The sequence below is a fragment of the Roseomonas fluvialis genome, from assembly GCF_022846615.1.
Classification (GTDB): domain Bacteria; phylum Pseudomonadota; class Alphaproteobacteria; order Acetobacterales; family Acetobacteraceae; genus Neoroseomonas; species Neoroseomonas fluvialis.
Genome location: NZ_AP025637.1, coordinates 4896400 through 4912135, shown reverse-complemented (window position 1 = coordinate 4912135; position 15736 = coordinate 4896400). Strand labels below are relative to the sequence as shown.

At 70.1% G+C, this 15736-nt stretch carries 17 protein-coding genes and 1 tRNA gene; 7 read left to right on the top strand and 11 right to left on the bottom strand.

Annotation, left to right across the window (positions count from 1 at the left end; genetic code table 11):
- The first annotated feature begins 56 nt into the window (after positions 1–56).
- From MWM08_RS23530 to MWM08_RS23510, 5 genes are all read left to right on the top strand, one after another.
- Positions 57–692, top strand: coding sequence for a YciI family protein (locus tag MWM08_RS23530; protein WP_244408948.1), 636 nt, complete (start codon positions 57–59; stop codon positions 690–692).
- Between the two features lie 46 nt (positions 693–738).
- Positions 739–1410 carry a hypothetical protein gene (locus tag MWM08_RS23525; protein WP_244408947.1) on the top strand — a complete coding sequence of 224 codons (672 nt, stop codon included), beginning with the start codon at positions 739–741 and terminating at the stop codon, positions 1408–1410.
- Entirely contained in the window at positions 1389–1553 is a 165-nt protein-coding gene (locus MWM08_RS23520) for a hypothetical protein (RefSeq protein WP_244408946.1), read from the top strand. The genes MWM08_RS23525 and MWM08_RS23520 overlap by 22 nt, the downstream gene beginning before the upstream one ends.
- A gap of 96 nt (positions 1554–1649) precedes the next feature.
- A complete protein-coding gene (locus MWM08_RS23515) occupies positions 1650–2513 on the top strand; it encodes a hypothetical protein (protein WP_244408945.1) in 864 nt (287 codons plus the stop codon).
- Positions 2514–2523: 10 nt separating this feature from the next.
- Positions 2524–3249, top strand: a complete 726-nt coding sequence (locus tag MWM08_RS23510; RefSeq protein ID WP_244408944.1) for a class I SAM-dependent methyltransferase — start codon at positions 2524–2526, stop codon at positions 3247–3249.
- Positions 3250–3347: 98 nt separating this feature from the next.
- Here MWM08_RS23510 and MWM08_RS23505 read toward each other — a convergent pair whose 3' ends face one another.
- Both MWM08_RS23505 and MWM08_RS23500 read right to left on the bottom strand, forming a co-directional pair.
- Positions 3348–4001 (bottom strand): CoA transferase subunit B, encoded by a 654-nt coding sequence (locus tag MWM08_RS23505; protein WP_244408943.1) that lies wholly within the window; start codon positions 3999–4001, stop codon positions 3348–3350.
- A gap of 13 nt (positions 4002–4014) precedes the next feature.
- On the bottom strand, positions 4015–4752 hold the full coding sequence (locus tag MWM08_RS23500; protein WP_244408942.1) for a CoA transferase subunit A: 738 nt from the start codon (positions 4750–4752) through the stop codon (positions 4015–4017).
- Between the two features lie 123 nt (positions 4753–4875).
- Between MWM08_RS23500 and MWM08_RS23495 the strand changes: the two genes are divergently transcribed.
- A tRNA-Ala gene (locus tag MWM08_RS23495) sits at positions 4876–4951 on the top strand.
- 46 nt (positions 4952–4997) lie between these two features.
- Here MWM08_RS23495 and MWM08_RS23490 read toward each other — a convergent pair.
- From MWM08_RS23490 to MWM08_RS23465, 6 genes are all read right to left on the bottom strand, one after another.
- Positions 4998–5369, bottom strand: coding sequence for a hypothetical protein (locus MWM08_RS23490; protein ID WP_244408941.1), 372 nt, complete (start codon positions 5367–5369; stop codon positions 4998–5000).
- The gene (locus tag MWM08_RS23485; protein WP_423815994.1) at positions 5369–7285 is read right to left on the bottom strand and encodes a potassium transporter Kup; all 1917 of its coding nucleotides are present in this window, start codon (positions 7283–7285) and stop codon (positions 5369–5371) included. Before MWM08_RS23485 ends, MWM08_RS23490 begins: the two co-directional genes overlap by 1 nt.
- An 87-nt stretch (positions 7286–7372) precedes the next feature.
- Positions 7373–8167: an amino acid ABC transporter ATP-binding protein gene (locus MWM08_RS23480; RefSeq protein ID WP_244408939.1), complete on the bottom strand. Its 795-nt coding sequence runs from the start codon at positions 8165–8167 to the stop codon at positions 7373–7375.
- 132 nt (positions 8168–8299) lie between these two features.
- Positions 8300–9442 (bottom strand): amino acid ABC transporter permease, encoded by a 1143-nt coding sequence (locus MWM08_RS23475; protein ID WP_244408938.1) that lies wholly within the window; start codon positions 9440–9442, stop codon positions 8300–8302.
- A 4-nt stretch (positions 9443–9446) separates the two neighbouring features.
- Positions 9447–10649 (bottom strand): amino acid ABC transporter permease, encoded by a 1203-nt coding sequence (locus MWM08_RS23470; protein WP_244408937.1) that lies wholly within the window; start codon positions 10647–10649, stop codon positions 9447–9449.
- A 98-nt stretch (positions 10650–10747) separates the two neighbouring features.
- Positions 10748–11800 (bottom strand): amino acid ABC transporter substrate-binding protein, encoded by a 1053-nt coding sequence (locus tag MWM08_RS23465; RefSeq protein ID WP_244408936.1) that lies wholly within the window; start codon positions 11798–11800, stop codon positions 10748–10750.
- Positions 11801–11996: 196 nt separating this feature from the next.
- Between MWM08_RS23465 and lhpI the strand changes: the two genes are divergently transcribed.
- Complete coding sequence (gene lhpI, locus MWM08_RS23460; RefSeq protein ID WP_244408935.1) at positions 11997–12935, top strand: bifunctional Delta(1)-pyrroline-2-carboxylate/Delta(1)-piperideine-2-carboxylate reductase; 939 nt, start codon at positions 11997–11999, stop codon at positions 12933–12935.
- A gap of 164 nt (positions 12936–13099) precedes the next feature.
- Here the strand turns inward: lhpI and MWM08_RS23455 are convergent, their stop codons facing one another.
- The 3 genes from MWM08_RS23455 to MWM08_RS23445 all read right to left on the bottom strand — a co-directional run bounded on the left by MWM08_RS23455 (position 13100) and on the right by MWM08_RS23445 (position 15577).
- Positions 13100–13966 carry a DUF6683 family protein gene (locus MWM08_RS23455; protein ID WP_244408934.1) on the bottom strand — a complete coding sequence of 289 codons (867 nt, stop codon included), beginning with the start codon at positions 13964–13966 and terminating at the stop codon, positions 13100–13102.
- A 158-nt stretch (positions 13967–14124) separates the two neighbouring features.
- The gene (locus MWM08_RS23450; RefSeq protein WP_244408933.1) at positions 14125–14733 is read right to left on the bottom strand and encodes a malonic semialdehyde reductase; all 609 of its coding nucleotides are present in this window, start codon (positions 14731–14733) and stop codon (positions 14125–14127) included.
- A gap of 277 nt (positions 14734–15010) precedes the next feature.
- Positions 15011–15577: a NifU family protein gene (locus MWM08_RS23445; RefSeq protein WP_244408932.1), complete on the bottom strand. Its 567-nt coding sequence runs from the start codon at positions 15575–15577 to the stop codon at positions 15011–15013.
- Positions 15578–15736 lie beyond the last annotated feature (159 nt).

Sequence of the window (15736 nt, the reverse complement as noted above, 5' to 3'; positions counted from 1 at the left end):
GCTGACGTGCGCGCTGCCGCGTGCCAGGATCGCGTCGCCAAACCGAAGGGGCCGCCATGGGCTACGCCATCATCGCCTGGGACGGGCCGGACCCGGCGCGCCGCGCAGCATCGCGCGACCGGCACATGGCGGTGCTCACGCGCTGGGCCGGGGACGGGCGCCTGGCGCTCGGCATGCCGATCTTCACGCCGGATTGGCGCCCGGCGGGATCATTGATGGTGCTCGAGGTGCCCGACCAGGCGGGGCTCGATGCGTACCTGGCGGAGGAACCCTTCGCCGTCGACGGCGTGTGGGATCGCTGGACCGTGCACCCCTTCCGCATCGCGCCGTTGCCCTACCGCCCCTTGCCTCAGCCGGGCGACCCGGTCTCCGCCACGCGCACCCATACCGTGATCGTGGCGATGGACGGCACCGACGCGCAGGCGCCGGCGCGCCGCCAGGCGGTGCGCGCGCAGCACATGGCGCGCGTCGCACCGCTTGCCGAACAGGGCGTAGTGGCGATGGGCGGCGCGATCCTGGACGCGGCGGGCGTGATGCGCGGATCGATTGCCGTGACGCGGCACGCCACCGACGCCGAGGCGCAGGCCTGGATCGCCGAGGATCCCTACGCGACCGGCGGCGTTTGGCGCGACATCACGCTGCACGGCACGCGCTTCGCGGGCCTGCCCTATCGGCCGCTGCCCGGCGCGTGAAGCCGCCTGCCGGGGGGGGGCTTCCGGGGAGCGAAACCGCGTCGCCATGGAACGCGCTGCACGCCTGTGCCTGCTGCTGGGGCTCCTGATTCTGGTCGTGCCCGCGGCGCTGGTGCCGATCCCGCCGCTGCTGGACCTGCCCAACCATGTCGCGCGCCTGCACCTGCTGGTGGATGCGGTGGTGGCGGGAAGGGAACACCCGTTCTTCGCGGTCGACTGGACGCATGCGATGGTCAATACGCCCGTCGACGCCTTCGGCGTGGCGATCGGGGCGGTGATCGGCGCGGGGGCCGCCGAAAGCGTGCTCTGCGCCCTGGCGCTGGTGCTGCCGCCGCTGGGCGCGGCGCTGCTCAACCGCGCGCTGTTCGGTGGCAGGCATTGGTGGATGGCGGCGTTCCCGATGCTCGACTGGAACGGCAGCCTGCTGCTCGGCTTCATCAGCTTCCAGATCGGCGCTGGGCAGCGCTACTGGCCGCGGCCTGGGACCATGGCGTGGTGCGGCGGTGGGCGCCCCTGCCGCGCCTGGCCGCCCGCGCGATGGCAACCCCTGGGCTCCTGTTCGTGCATCCTTTTGCGGCGGCGTTCTTCGCGCTGCTGCTGGGCGGGCTCGTGTTCGGGCGTGGCGTGGGGGGATGGGGCGGCCTGCCGCGACGTATTCCCTGGGTGCTTGCCACGGGGGTGGCATGCCTGCTGCCGGTGCTGCTCAATCTCGCGCTGACGCCGACGCCGCCGGTCTCCGAACTGCCGGCGGCCACGGGCGGCGCGCCTGACCGCGGCGGGCTTGCCGGGCACCTGCACCATGGCTTCACGGTGCTGATGGGCGGCCTGTCCACCTATGACCGAACCGTCGAGTGGGTCTAGTTGCTTCCGCTGTGGGGCGTGGCGGCCGCTTCCGTGTGGATGGGCCGCGGCATGCGAGGCCATGCCGGCGTGCTGCTTGTGGCGGGCGTCCTCGCCGTGGTCGCGGCGACGATGCCCGTCTATGTGGTCGGCAACGCGGCGTCGAATTGGCGGCTGGTCGCGCTGGTCGGCCTGACGATCGTCGCGGGCTGCCGCCCGGCCTCACCGTTCCCGGTGCGCCCCGGGGCCGCGGCCGCGCTGGCGGGTGCTCTCCTGGTGGTCGGGGGGCTGCGCACGGCCGGGGTGGGGGCGGTGTGGTGGCTGGCGCGCGCGGACCTGGTTGCGGTCCAGGCGGTGCTGGCGCGGGTGTCGCCGGGCGCCGCGGTCCTGCCGGTCGAGCAAGCGCCTGATCTCGTGCGCGCGGCGGCGGTCGCGCCGCATCGCGTCTTCGTCGGCGGAACCCCGCTCTACTGGCATCTGGCGACGCTGGCGGTGCCATGGCGCGACGCCTTCCTGCCGACGCTGTTCACCGGGCGCGGCAAGCAGCCGGTGCGGCCGCGCCCGCCATGGGACGCGCTGGCGGTGCCGCACGGACCGCCGCCGTCGATCCACGCCCTCGCGCTGCCGGGCGAAGTCCTGCGCGCGCGCCTGGCAGCCGACCCGAAGCTGTACTTGTGGCGCTACCTCGCGCATTGGCGGGAGGATTTCGGCTATGTGCTGGTGCTCAACGTCGACCAGCCGGACCAGGAAGGACCGGTGCCGCCGATTGCCGGGCTCGAGCTGGTGGCAAATGAAGGCTTCGCGCAGCTTTGGCGCATTCAGCCGGTACCACCCCCCGTCGGAGGGCAGCGTCCGGGGCGGGACCGGCAGACCGCAGAGCCGCTCCCGCGCGCCTTGGCTCGCGGCAACGTCTCTAGGATTTTGTTTTCGCGAGAATCTTCACCCGATCGGATGATTCAATCTGATAGGGGCCTAGCCTAGGGGAACGACGTTGGATCTGCTCGAACAGGACATTCTCGGCGATGCGATCGGGGAGCACTGGTACTACCGCAGCAAGTCCCGCGCGATGCTGCGGCTGCTGCACGGGACGGCGCCGCGATCGGTGCTCGATATCGGCGCAGGGTCAGGCTTCTTCGCGCGGGAATTGCTGACGCGCGGCGGGGCCGGGCGCGCCACCTGCGTCGATCCGAACTACCCGGCCGACCGCGATGAGGCCGTGGACGGCAAGCCCCTGCTGTTCCGCCGCGCGGTGACGTCCACCGACGCCGATCTGCTGCTGCTGATGGATGTGCTCGAGCATGTCGACGACGACGTGGGTCTACTCGGCGGCTACGTGCGGATGGCACCGCGCGGGGCGACGGTGCTGCTCACGGTGCCCGCCTTCGAGTGGCTCTGGAGCGGGCACGACGTGTATCTCGGCCATCGGCGCCGCTACACCGTGGCGCGCCTGGAGGCGACGGCGCGCGCGGCGGGGCTGGTCGTCGACCGCGCCTGCTACGGTTTCGCCGCGGTGTTTCCGCTAGCGGCGGTGCTGCGGCTGCCCGGTGCGCTGCGGCGCGGCGCCACTGGCCAGGACCCGCCGCCGCGCTGTGAGATGCGTCGACACGGTGTGCTGGCGAACCGCGTGCTGGATGCCGCCTGCGCGGCCGAACTGCCGGTCTTTCCCTTCAACCGGCTGTTCGGCCTGAGTGTCTTTCTGCGGGGGCGGGTGGCGTAGGGCGCCGGGGTCGTTCCCGTTCGCCTTCGCCCACGGCAGGAGCTGTGTTCGTGCCCATCTTCACCCGATCATGTCGGTCGACCTGATCGGGCGTTGCGTTACGCCGCCGCCTTGGCCGCCACCTCGAAGGCCGCGCCGGTCTTCTCGCGCATTTCCTCCAGCGACACACCGGGGGCCAGTTCGGTCAGCACCAGGCGCGTCGGGCCCTTTCGCGCCACCTCGAACACGCCGAGGTCGCTGATCACCATGTCGACCACGCGCGCACCGGTCAGCGGCAGGGTGCATTCGGGCAGCAGCTTCGGCTTGCCGCCGGCGGTGTGTTCCATCAGCACGATCACGCGCTTCACGCCGGCCACCAGGTCCATCGCCCCGCCCATCCCCTTCACCATCTTGCCGGGGATCATCCAATTCGCGAGGTCGCCATTCGCCGCCACCTGCAGCGCGCCCAGGATCGACAGGTCGATATGCCCGCCGCGGATCATCCCGAAGGACTGCGCGCTGTCGAAGTAGCTGCTGGTCGGCAGCTGCGTGATGGTCTGCTTGCCGGCGTTGATCAGGTCGGCATCCTCCTCGCCCTCATGCGGGAAGGGGCCGAGGCCGAGCATGCCGTTCTCGCTCTGCAGCTGCACGTTGATGCCGGCGGGGACGTGGTTGGCCACCAGCGTCGGGATGCCGATGCCGAGGTTCACGTAGAAGCCGTCCTGCAGTTCGCGGGCGGCGCGGGCCGCCATCTCGTCGCGGGTCCAGGGCATGGTGGCGTTCTCCTCAGGCCTGGGATTCGGCGCCGGCCGCGGCCGCGGCGGGGCGCTTGCGGACGGTGCGCTGTTCGATGCGCTTCTCGTAGCCCTGCGGGCAGACGACCATGCGCTTGATGAAGATGCCGGGCGTGTGGATGTGGTCGGGGTCGATTTGCCCGGCCTGCACCAGGTGCTCGACCTGCGCGACCGTGACCTTCGCCGCGGTCGCCATCATCGGGTTGAAGTTCCGCGCGGTCTTTCGATACACGAGGTTCCCCTCGGTATCCGCCATGTAGGCGTGCACGATCGCGAGGTCGGCGAAGATGCCGCGTTCCATCACGTAGGTCTCGCCGTCGAACTCGCGCGTCTCCTTGCCCTTCGCGACATCGGTGCCGACGCCGGTCTTGGTGAAGAAGGCCGGGATGCCGGCGCCGCCGGCGCGGATGCGCTCGGCCAGCGTGCCCTGCGGATTGAATTCGATCTCGAGCTCGCCGGCCAGGAACTGCCGCGCGAATTCCGCGTTCTCGCCCACGTAGGACGACACCATCTTCCGGATCTGGCGCGTCTTGAGCAGCAGGCCGAGCCCGGCATCGTCGATGCCGGCATTGTTCGACACCACCGTGAGGTCCTTCACTCCCGATTCGCGGATCGCCTCGATCAGCAGGGCCGGGATGCCGCATAGGCCGAAGCCGCCGGAATGGATCACCATGCCGTCGCGCAGCACGCCGGCGAGTGCGGCTGTCGCGTCAGGATAGACCTTGCCCATGCGGGACCCCCGGAAAGCGTTCTGAAGGGCTTCTCCCTAGCGGTCTGCGCGCCGCATCGGAAGGGGTTCCGGCCCCCCTTGCAGGGGTGCGATGTCAGGGTTATACCCCGCGCCTCTTCCCGGGGGGCCATAGCTCAGTTGGGAGAGCGCTTGAATGGCATTCAAGAGGTCAGGGGTTCGACTCCCCTTGGCTCCACCACCCCACCGCAGGGCGCCGCGCCGAACAGGCCGGCGCCCTTCGTGTTTCAGCCGACGGCCACGACGCGATAGCTGAAGGCGGCGCCGTTGGGTTCCACGACCGTGACGTATTCGCCGGGGCGCACGGGTTCGCTGCCGGTATCGAACTGCGTCTCGGGCGCGTCAGGCCCGTCCGCCGCGGCGCCGAAGAAGCGGATCGACCATCCGTGGTCCGGTTCGTACTGGACGTCGCCCGGCAGCGCCTCGGCGCCCGGGGCGATGCGCCGGGCCCGCCAGGGCTCGGGATCGGCCGCCCAGGCCTCCGCATCCGGCCGGCCCGCGGCATCGAGCGCGAGGTCGATCTCGTAGCGATGCTCCGGGCTGCCTTCAGGGAAGCCCGGGCCCGTCGCCAATGCCAGCGTCATGCGCAGCAGCGTCATCAGATCGCGACCCTCACACCCAGCTCGACCACGCGGTCGGAGGGTATGCGGAAGAACTCCGTAGCGGGCACGGCGTTGCGCGACATTACCGTGAACAGCCACTGCCGCCAGCGCGACATCTTTGGCACGGCGGCGGCGACCACCGTCTCGCGCCCCAGGAAATAGGAGGTCTGCATGGGTTCGAACGGGATGCCGACCTCGCGCAGCGCCTCGAGCTCCTTGGGGATGTTGGGGCTTTCCTGGAAGCCGTAATGCAGCCCGATGCGATGGATGTCGGGCGCGAGCTGCTCGACCACGCGGCGGCGGTCGGGGTCGACCACGGGGATGGATTCGTTGGTGACGGTCACGAACAGAACGCGTTCGTGCAGCACCTTGTTGTGCTTGAGGTTGTGCAGCAGCGCGCCGGGCAGGAAATCGGCCTGGCTGGTCATGAACACCGCCGTGCCGGGCACGCGCACCGTGCGCGACTGCGGCAGCCGGGCGATGAAGGACTTGAGCGGCAGCCCGTCCTGGCGGAAGCGCGCGAACAGCAATTCCCGCCCGCGGTGCCAGGTCGTCATCAGGGCGAACAGGAAGCCACCCAGCACCAGCGGCACGTAGCCGCCCTGCGGGATCTTGAGCACGTTGGCCGCGAAGAACACCAGGTCGAGCAGCAGCAGCGGTGCGAAGACCGCGGCCGAAAGCGCCCAGCCCCAGCCGAAATGCCGGCGGAACACGATGATCGCGAGGATGGAGGTGCACACGAAGGTGCCCGTCACCGCGATGCCATAGGCCGCGGCCAGGCTGTCGGAATTGCGGAACTCGAGCACCAGGATCACGACCCCGACCAGCAGCAGGATATTGATCTGCGGCATGTAGATCTGGCCTTCCTCGGTCTCGCTGGTGTGGCTGACCTGAAGGCGCGGGATGAAGCCAAGCTGCACGCATTGCCGCGCGATGGTATACGCACCCGAGATCATCGCCTGGCTGGCGATGATCGTCGCCGCGGTCGCGAGCAACACCAGCGGCAGGCGGAACCATTCCGGCGCGATCAGGAAGAACGGGTTCTCGATCGCCGCCGGGTCGCGCAGCACCAGCGCGCCCTGGCCAAGGTAGTTGAGCGCCAGCGCCGGTAGCACGAGCCACAGCCAGGCCCAGCGGATCGGCCGCTTGCCGAAATGGCCCATGTCGGCATACAGCGCCTCGGCCCCCGTCACCGCCAGCACGACCGCGCCGAAGGCGACGAAAGCGGCGAGCTGGTAGTTGAGGCAGAACTGCACCGCGTAATGCGGCGAGAGTGCCAGCAGCACCGACGGGTTGTGCACGATCTCGACCGCGCCGAGCACGGCGAGCACGGCGAACCAAGCCGCGCAGATCGGCCCGAACACCGCGCCCATCAGCCCCGTGCCCCGGTATTGTACCAGGAACAGCGCGAGCAGGATCGCGAGAGAGATCGGGACCACCGCCTCCTCGAAATGCGGCGAGACGACCTTCAGGCCCTCGACGGCCGACAGCACCGAGATGGCGGGCGTGATGATGCCGTCGCCGAAGAACAGGCAGGCGCCGATGATGCCGATCACGGCCACCACCCAGCGCCAGCGTTCCGACGCCAGGCCGTCCCGCGCCAGCGCCATGAGGGCCAGGATGCCGCCTTCACCGCGGTTGTCGGCCCGCAGGATGAACACGACGTACTTGACCGTGACGGTGAGGATCAGCGCCCAGATGATGAGGCTGAGGATACCGAGCACTTCCCAGCGCTCGAGCCCGCCATCGGTGAAGTGGCCGAGCGCGGCCCGCAGCGCATAGAGCGGCGAGGTGCCGATGTCGCCATAGACAACGCCCAGCACGCCCAGCAGCAAGGCGGGCGTCAGGGCCTGGGACTTGCCGTGGGGCGTGCTCACGGGGCCTCGCTGCGGTGCGTCATGGCGGGAAGGCATAGGCCCGGAGTCGGACCTGCCGCAATCCCGCCCCGATGTCCCGCGCGCATGGCCGCCACGACGGCCGCGGGGCTGGTGCCCGGGCCCTCAGTGCCCCCGCAGGATCTGGCTGAGGAACATCTTGAGCCGGTCGGTCTTGGGGTCGTTGAAGACCTGGTCGGGGGTGCCGATCTCGACAACCTCGCCGCGGTCCATGAACACCACGCGGTCGGCGACCTGGCGGGCGAAGCCCATTTCGTGCGTCACCACGATCATTGTCATCCCGGTGTCGGCCAGCATGACCATGGTGTCGAGCACCTCCTTGATCATCTCGGGGTCGAGCGCGCTGGTCGGTTCGTCGAACAGCATGATCTTGGGCTTCATGCACAGCGCGCGGGCGATCGCCACGCGCTGCTGCTGGCCGCCCGAAAGCTGGCCCGGGTACTTCGCCGCCTGCTCGGGGATGCGCACCCGGGTCAGGTATTCCATCGCCAGTTCCTCGGCCTGCTTCTTGGGCATCTTGCGGACCCAGATCGGCGCGAGGGTGCAGTTCTCGAGGATGGTGAGGTGCGGGAACAGGTTGAAGGACTGGAACACCATGCCGACCTCGCGGCGGATCGCGTCCAGCGCGCGCAGGTCATCCGACAGCTCGATGCCGTCGACCACGATGCGCCCTTCCTGGTGCGTCTCCAGCCGGTTGATGCAGCGGATCATGGTGGACTTGCCCGAACCCGACGGGCCGCAGACCACGACGCGCTCGCCCAGTGCCACCTGCAGGTTCACGTCGCGCAGAACGTGCAGCGCGCCGAACCACTTGTTGACCTTATCGAGCACGATCGCCGGAGGGGCGTCGGTGCGGGCAGCGGAGGCGATCTGGCCTTCCGTCTCGATGGCTGCGCTCATGTGTTTTTCGTGTCCCAGGTCGTTGATGCGGCGTTTGCGTTGGCGGCACCGGCCCGCTCCCCACCCGGCCACCCATTCAGGATAAAGTCGTTGGGTGGCCAGGTGGGGGAGCGGGCCGGCGCCGATCAGACATCACCTGCGTCGGTGCTTGTTGAGGTCGGCCTCGAGCCCCGCGCTGTACTTCGACATCGCGAAGCAGAACACCAGGTAGATCAGGCCGACGAAGACATAGACCTCGACGCCGAAGCCCTGCCATGCGGGTTCGACGATCGCGGTCTTGCCCGCGGTCAGCAGGTCGAAGATGCCGATGATCAGCACCAGCGAGGTGTCCTTGAAGAAGCCGATGAAGGTGTTCACCAGCGGCGGGATCACCGTGCGCAGCGCCTGCGGCAGGATGATGAACGTGGTCTTCTGCCAATAGGACAGGCCCATCGCGTCGGCCGCCTCGTACTGGCCCTTGGGCAGGGATTGCAGGCCCGCGCGCACCACTTCCGCCAGGTAGGCGCCGGCGAACAGGATGATGGCGATCTGCGCGCGCAGCAGCTTGTCGATGTTCATCCCTTCCGGAAGGAACAGCGGGAACATGACGGACGCCATGAACAGCAGGCTGATCAGCGGCACGCCGCGGATCAGTTCGACGTATACGACGCACAGCACCTTGATGGCCGGCAGGTTCGACCGCCGCCCGAGCGCCACCAGGATCGACAGCGGGAAGGCGAAGGCGAGCCCGAAGGTCGCGAGGATGAGCGTGATCGGCAGCCCGCCCCAGCGTTCCTGCGGCACGTAGGGCAGGCCCAGCACGCCGCCCCACATCAGCACGCCGATGGCCGTAAGCGTGCCGATCCAGATCGGGATCAGCGTCCAGTTCCAGAAGCGACGCATCGCCGAGACGATGTACAGCGCCACGAACAGGATGCAGACCAGCGCGGGGCGCCAGTGCTGTTCGTAGGGGTAGGTGCCGAACAGCATGAAGCGGTGCTTTTCGGTCACCACCGCCCAGCAGGCGCCGGTGCCGTGCAGGTCCCGACAGGCCTGGGTCTGCGCGATGCCGTTCGGGCCGATCGGCACCGACCAGATCGCGTTGATGAAGGCCCAGTCCACGAAGCCCATCACCGCGCGGATGATGAGGTAGCCGCAGACCAGCGTGACCGCGGTGGACAGCCAGCCCGAGAACAGGTTGGCGCGCATCCAGGCGATCGGCCCGACCGCCGTGAGCGGCGCGCTGCGTGCGCGCTGCTCCGGGATGGCGGGGGTATTGGCGGTGATGTCGCTCATGGCTTCAGCGCTCCACCAGCGCGATACGCGCGTTGTACCAGTTCATGAACAGGCTGATCGACAGGCTGATGGTCAGGTAGACCAGCATGATGATGGCAATGCCCTCGATCGCCTGGCCGGTCTGGTTCAGCGTGGTGTTGGCGATGGACACGATGTCCTGGTAGCCGATCGCCACCGCCAGGGACGAGTTCTTCGTCAGGTTCAGGTAGTTCGAGGTCAGCGGCGGGATGATGACGCGCAGCGCCTGCGGCATCACGATCAGCCGCAGCACCGAACCGTGCCGCAAGCCCAGCGCCTGCGCCGCCTCCCACTGCCCGTGGCTGACCGACAGGATGCCCGCGCGCACCACCTCGGCGATGAAGCCGGCGGTATAGGTGACGAGGCCGATCAGCAGTGCGGCGAATTCCGGGCTGACATTGACGCCGCCCTGGAAGTTGAAGCCGCGCAGCGCCGGCCAGTCGCCCTGCCAGGGCGCGCCCATCACCTGCCAGGTCAGCACCGGCAGGCCGATCACCAGTGCGACGGCGGCTGGCCATACCTTGCGCGGCTGGCCGTCGGCGTACTGCTTCGCCCGCGCCTGGCGCGCATAGAGCCACGTCAGCACGATGCCCACCACGCAGGCCAGCAGTGCCGCGGTATGGGCCGGTTCCCAGACGATCCAGGGCAGCTTCAGTCCGCGGTTCGACAGGAACACGCCCTCGACCGGGTTCAGCGCCTGGCGCGGCCCGGGAAGGCCCTGCATGACGGTGTACCAGAACAGCAGCTGCAGCAGCAGCGGCAGGTCGCGGATCACCTCGACGTAGAAGGCCGCGATCTTCGACACCAGGAAGTTCTTCGACAGACGCGCCACGCCGATGATGGTGCCGAGGATGGTCGCGAGCACGATGCCCACCACCGCCACTTTCAGCGTGTTCAGCACGCCGACCGTCAGCGCGCGCAGGTAGGTGTCGGTCGGGTCATAGGGGATCAGGTGCTCGGCGATCGGCAGCCCGGCCTCGCGGTTGAGGAAGCCGAAGCCGGTCGCGATCCGCCGCACCTCGAGGTTATGGACGGTGTTGGACCACAGCCAGTAGATCACCGATCCGATCAGCGCCACCACCAGCACCTGATACACGATGCCGCGCACGCGCTCGTCGGACCAGGACAGCCGCAGGGGCCGTTTCGGCGGCTTGCGCCGGAATCGCGGATCGACGGTCGCGTCGGACATCTCTTGCTTGCCTCACCTGTCGTCGTTGCCCGCCGCGTGCGGCGGGGAAGGCGCCGCGGGGCGGAGGGCCTGCGCCCCCCGCCCCGCGGGTCGTCATCTCAGCGGAACGGCGGCGCGTATTGCAGGCCGCCGGCGGTGGTCCACAGCGCATTGCGGCCACGCGGGATGCCGATCGGCTCCAGGTTGCGCGCGTAGATCTCGCCGTAGTTGCCAAGGCCGCGGATGATCCGCGCCATCCAGGCATTGTCGACGCCGAGCATCTGCCCGAGATCGCCGTTGCGGCCCAGCATGCGCTGGACTTCCGGGCGGGCATCGGTGCGGGTGGCTTCCTCGACGTTGGCGGCGGTGATGCCGAATTCCTCGGCGCCGATCAGCCCGAAATGCACCCAGCGCACCAGGTCCGCGAAGCGCTGGTCGCCGTGGCGCACCAGCGGGCCCAGCGGCTCCTTGCTGATCACGTCGGGCAGGATGACGTGGTCGGCCGGGCGCGGCTGCGCCGAACGGGTGGCGGCCAGGCCCGACACGTCCGTCGTGTACGCATCGCAGCGGCCCGCGACATAGGCCGCGACCACTTCCTCGAGCCGCTCGATCACCACGGGCTGGAACTGCACGCGGTTGGCGCGCGCCCAGTCGGTCAGGTTCTGTTCCGTCGTGGTGCCGGGCTGCACGCAGATGGTCGCACCATTCAGGTCGCGCGCCGCATTCACGCCCAGCGACCGCTTCACCATGAAGCCCTGGCCGTCATAGAAGTTGATGCCGGTGAAGTCGAAGCCGAGCGAGGTGTCGCGCGACAGCGTCCAGGTCGTGTTGCGCGACAGCATGTCCACCTCGCCCGACTGCAGCGCCGTGAAGCGGTTCTGCGCGGTGGTGGGCACGAAGCGCACGCGGTTGGCGTCGTTGAACAGCGCGATCGCGACGGCGCGGCAGTAGTCGGCGTCGAAGCCGCGCCACACGCCCTGGCTGTCCGGCTGCGCGAAGCCCGCGAGGCCCGTGTTCACGCCGCAGATCAGCGTGCCGCGGGCACGGATGGCGTCGATCGTGGCGCCGGACGGCGCGGCAGGCTGCTGCGCCAGCGCCGGGCCGGACAGCGCGGCGGTCAGTGCCGCCGCGCCCGCCAGGCGCAGGAAATTGAACCGTGTCGTTGCAGTCACTTGCAGGTCTCCCTTGGGCACCCTGGCCCCGGCGGCCGGGCGTCTGTGATCGCCTGGTGGGCATGCTGCGCCACGGCAAGGCCGCAATCAACGCATTCCGCCAGACCCCCGGGCCGCGATCCGTCCCGGGGGGAGGGGCCTAGCAAACCACGGGCCGGAAAGGCAAACCTGCCCGGCCGCCGCCCCGGGGAACCAGATGCTGCATCTCGACCAAGCCGCCCTTCGTGCCGCCCTGCCGTGGGAGGCGCTGATCGACGCGCTGGCTGCGATGTTCCGCGAGGGCTGCGAGGCCCCGCTGCGCCACCGCCACGCCATGCCAGGCGCCGACGGGTCGGAGACGACGCTGCTGCTGATGCCGGCCTGGCGCGCCGGCGGGCATACCGGCGTCAAGATTGTGCATGTCGCGCCGGGCAATGCGGCGCGGGGGGAACCGGCGGTGCATGCCGCCTACCTGCTGAGCGACGCGATCACCGGCGCGCCGATGGCGCTGATGGATGGCGGCGAACTGACCGATCGGCGCACCGCGGCCGCCAGCCTGCTCGCGGCGCGCCACCTGGCGCGGCCGGACAGCGCGCGGCTGCTGCTGCTGGGCAGCGGCAAGGTGGCGCGCGCCCTGGCCGAGGGCTACGCCGCGCGCTTCCCGATCACCGACATCGCCATCTGGTCGCCGACCGCCCGCCACGCCGCGCACCTGGCCAAGGAGCTGGCCGCACGCGGCCTGCCCGCCCGCGCCACCGACCGGCCCGACCCGGGCGCGGCCGACATCGTCTCCGCCGCGACGCTGTCCGCCACGCCGCTGGTGCGCGGGGCGGCGGTCGCGCCCGGCACGCATGTCGACCTGGTCGGTGCGTATCGCCCCGACATGCGCGAGAGCGACGGTGCACTACTGGCCCGCGCGACGGTGGTGGTGGACACCCGCGCCGGGGCCCTGGCCGAGGCCGGCGACATCGTGCAGGCCATCGCCGAAGGCGCGATCAGCCCGACCCATCTCGTCGCCGACCTGGCCGAACTGTGCCGCGGCACCCATCCCGGCCGGCGGGACGCTGACGAGATCACGGTGTTCAAGTCGGTCGGCTGGGCCGGCGAGGACCTGGCCGCTGCGGTGCTGGCATACCGCCGGCACGCGTCCGGCTAGCGCGTTTTCCTATCGGACCACAGCGGACGACTGCCACCCAGCCGCCATCGCGTCACCGGCGCACACTTCGCGCGACGATAGAGTCCTGGCTGGGTCGCCGGGTGGGAAGCGGGCTGGTGCCGATTCCGGCAGGTCGCGCAACGTGCTTCGTGGGCCGCGCCGCCTCAGCGCGGCTGGAAGCCCGCCGGGGTCAGGGAGAAGCGCCGCAGGTCGATCCCCTGCTGCTGCGCCACCGATTGCGCGACCTCGTTGCGATAGGCGGCAAGCGCGGCCGGGCCAGCCGCGCGCAGGTCCTGGTGGCGTGCCACCACCGCCATGGCGTGGAAGGCCAGGGTCTCGGCGGTCGCTTGGCGCTCGGCGTCGGTCATGCGCGCGACATTGGGCATGCCCGCCAGCATCTGCCGCGCCTGGCCGCGCACCGCGGCGATGCCGGCCGGCTGCGCCGTCGCGTCGCCACCGGTCGAGACCTCCCACGCGATCAGGTAGAAGGCGGCGACCACGTCGGACAGGTCGCGCGGGTCGTAGCCGTGCTGCACCAGCAGCCGGTCGAACTCGACCCAGGGCGCGCCGGACTGCACCGCCTGCCGCAGGCCGGCGGGGTTCGGACTGGACGGCAGGGCGGCGGCGAGCACCTGGTCGCGCACGCGTGCGGTCACGGTGGGGTCGGTGGCGAAACTGGTCGCGCTGCGCGCGGGGCGTGCCGGCTGGCCCGCGGGGGGCAGCGGCGCCGGCTTGCCGAGGCCGCCGGCCACGGGCTGGGGTGCCTCGCCAAGGCCCGGCTTGACGACGGGCGCGACGGTGGCTGCCGCGGCCGGCTGCGGCACGGGTTGCGGTATCGGCCGGGGCTGGGCGGCCGCATCGGGTGCAGGGAACAGACGCAGGCCGGCGCCGATCGCCGCCTGACCATCGCCGCCGAGCGCACCGAAGGGCATCACCGCCGGCCGGCTGTCGGTCGACTTCTGCGCCTGGAGACTGCCCGGCGCCCATGCGAGCGCCAGGACCGCCAGTGTGGGGAAGGAAAGCCGCTGCATGGGGCGCACCTGTCCTGCCTGTGCCTACGCCCCCATGAATCGGTTGCGCGCCGCGCAAGTCAAGCGCGGCGCGCATCAGGTCGTGAAACGCTTCGGGGCGCGTCATGCCGGCGGCCGACATCCAGGGCCACCGGCACGCGCCGCGCGGGCCTCGGGAGTTATTCGAAGCGGGCGGCTTCCTCGAAGTCCAGGCGCGGGCTGCGCGGGAACAGGCCGGACGGATCGCCATAGCCCAGGTTCACCAGGAAGTTGGTGCGCCACTGCGTGCCGGCGAAGAACGCCTCGTCCACCTTGGCGGCGTCGAAGCCGCTCATCGGGCCGGCATCGAGCCCGACGGCGCGCGCCGCCATGATGAGGTAGGCGCCCTGCAGCGAGCCGTTGCGGAAGGCGGTCTGCTCGGCGAAGGAATAGCTGCCGGTGAACCAGTTCTTGGCGTCCGGCGCATGCGGGAACAGCTTCGGCAGGTGGTCGTAGAAGTTCAGGTCATGCGCGACGATCACCGTGACCGGGGCGGTCATGGTCTTTTCCATGTTGCCGGCCGACAGGGCAGGCTTCAGCTTCGCCTTGCCCTCGGGCGTGCGGATGAAGACGAAGCGCGCGGGCGACGCATTGGCGCTGGTCGGCGCCATCTTCAGCAGGTCGTAGACCTCACGCAGCTTGGCGTCGGGCACCGGGCGGTCGGTCCACTTGTTCTGCGTGCGCGCGGTGCGGAACAGCTGGTCGAGCGCGCGGTCGTCGATCGTCTCGGGGGCGGTGGTCGCGTCCATGGCGGTATCCTGGGTCAGGGTGGGGTGGTTGCGACAGATATGTCGCCGCCGCGGCGGTGGGCCATGCCCGCCGCGCAATGGTGGCGATCATCGCCGCGAATGATGCGAACGGCATGCCGCCGGCACGCGCGGTCAAATGCCGTTTGACAATGCCGCCACCCGCCCGTTCCCGACCCCTTCCCCCCAACGACAGTAACCTGGATGGGTGCCCGGGTCGGGGAGCCGACTGGTGTCGGAGCGCAAGAACGCGCCGAACGGCGCATTCCCACAAGGTCTCTCAGGCCTCGACCTGCTCCACCGCCACCACTTCCGGCACGTAGTGGCGCAGCATGTTCTCGACCCCGTGCTTCAGCGTGGCGCGCGAGGACGGGCAGCCGGAACACGCCCCCTGCATGCGCAGCTTCACGATCCCGTCGCGGAAGCCGTGGAAGGTGATGTCGCCGCCATCGCCGGCCACCGCGGGGCGCACGCGGGTGTCCAGCAGTTCCTTGATCTGCGCCACTACTTCCTGGTCTGCGGCGTCGAAATCCTCGCCGTGCTCGCCCTCGGCCGTGCCTTCCAGCACGGGCATGCCGGACAGGTAGTGCTCCATGATGGCGCCGAGCACGCGCGGGCGCAGCATGGCCCAATCGGCGTCGTCCGCCTTGGTCACGGTCACGAAGTCGGAGCCGAGGAAAACGCGCGCCACGTCGCCGACCTGGAACACGCGCTCGGCCAAGGCGGAGCGCCCGGTGGCCTCGGCCGCTGCGGTGAAGTCCGCGGTGCCGCGCTCGCCCAGTACGTCGCGCCCGGGCAGGAACTTCAGCGTGGCGGGGTTCGGGGTGGCTTCGGTCTCGATGAACATGGCGGGGTCCCGCGGCTGGCGTTGCATTCCCGACCTATGTGGTCCGCTTTACCGCCGGACGCAACCGAGGGCGACGCGCGGACTGCCCGACCGGCATGGTCAGCACGCCAGGCCGCTTATGCGGGGTGCCAGGCGAACTCGACCGGGCCACGCGCCACA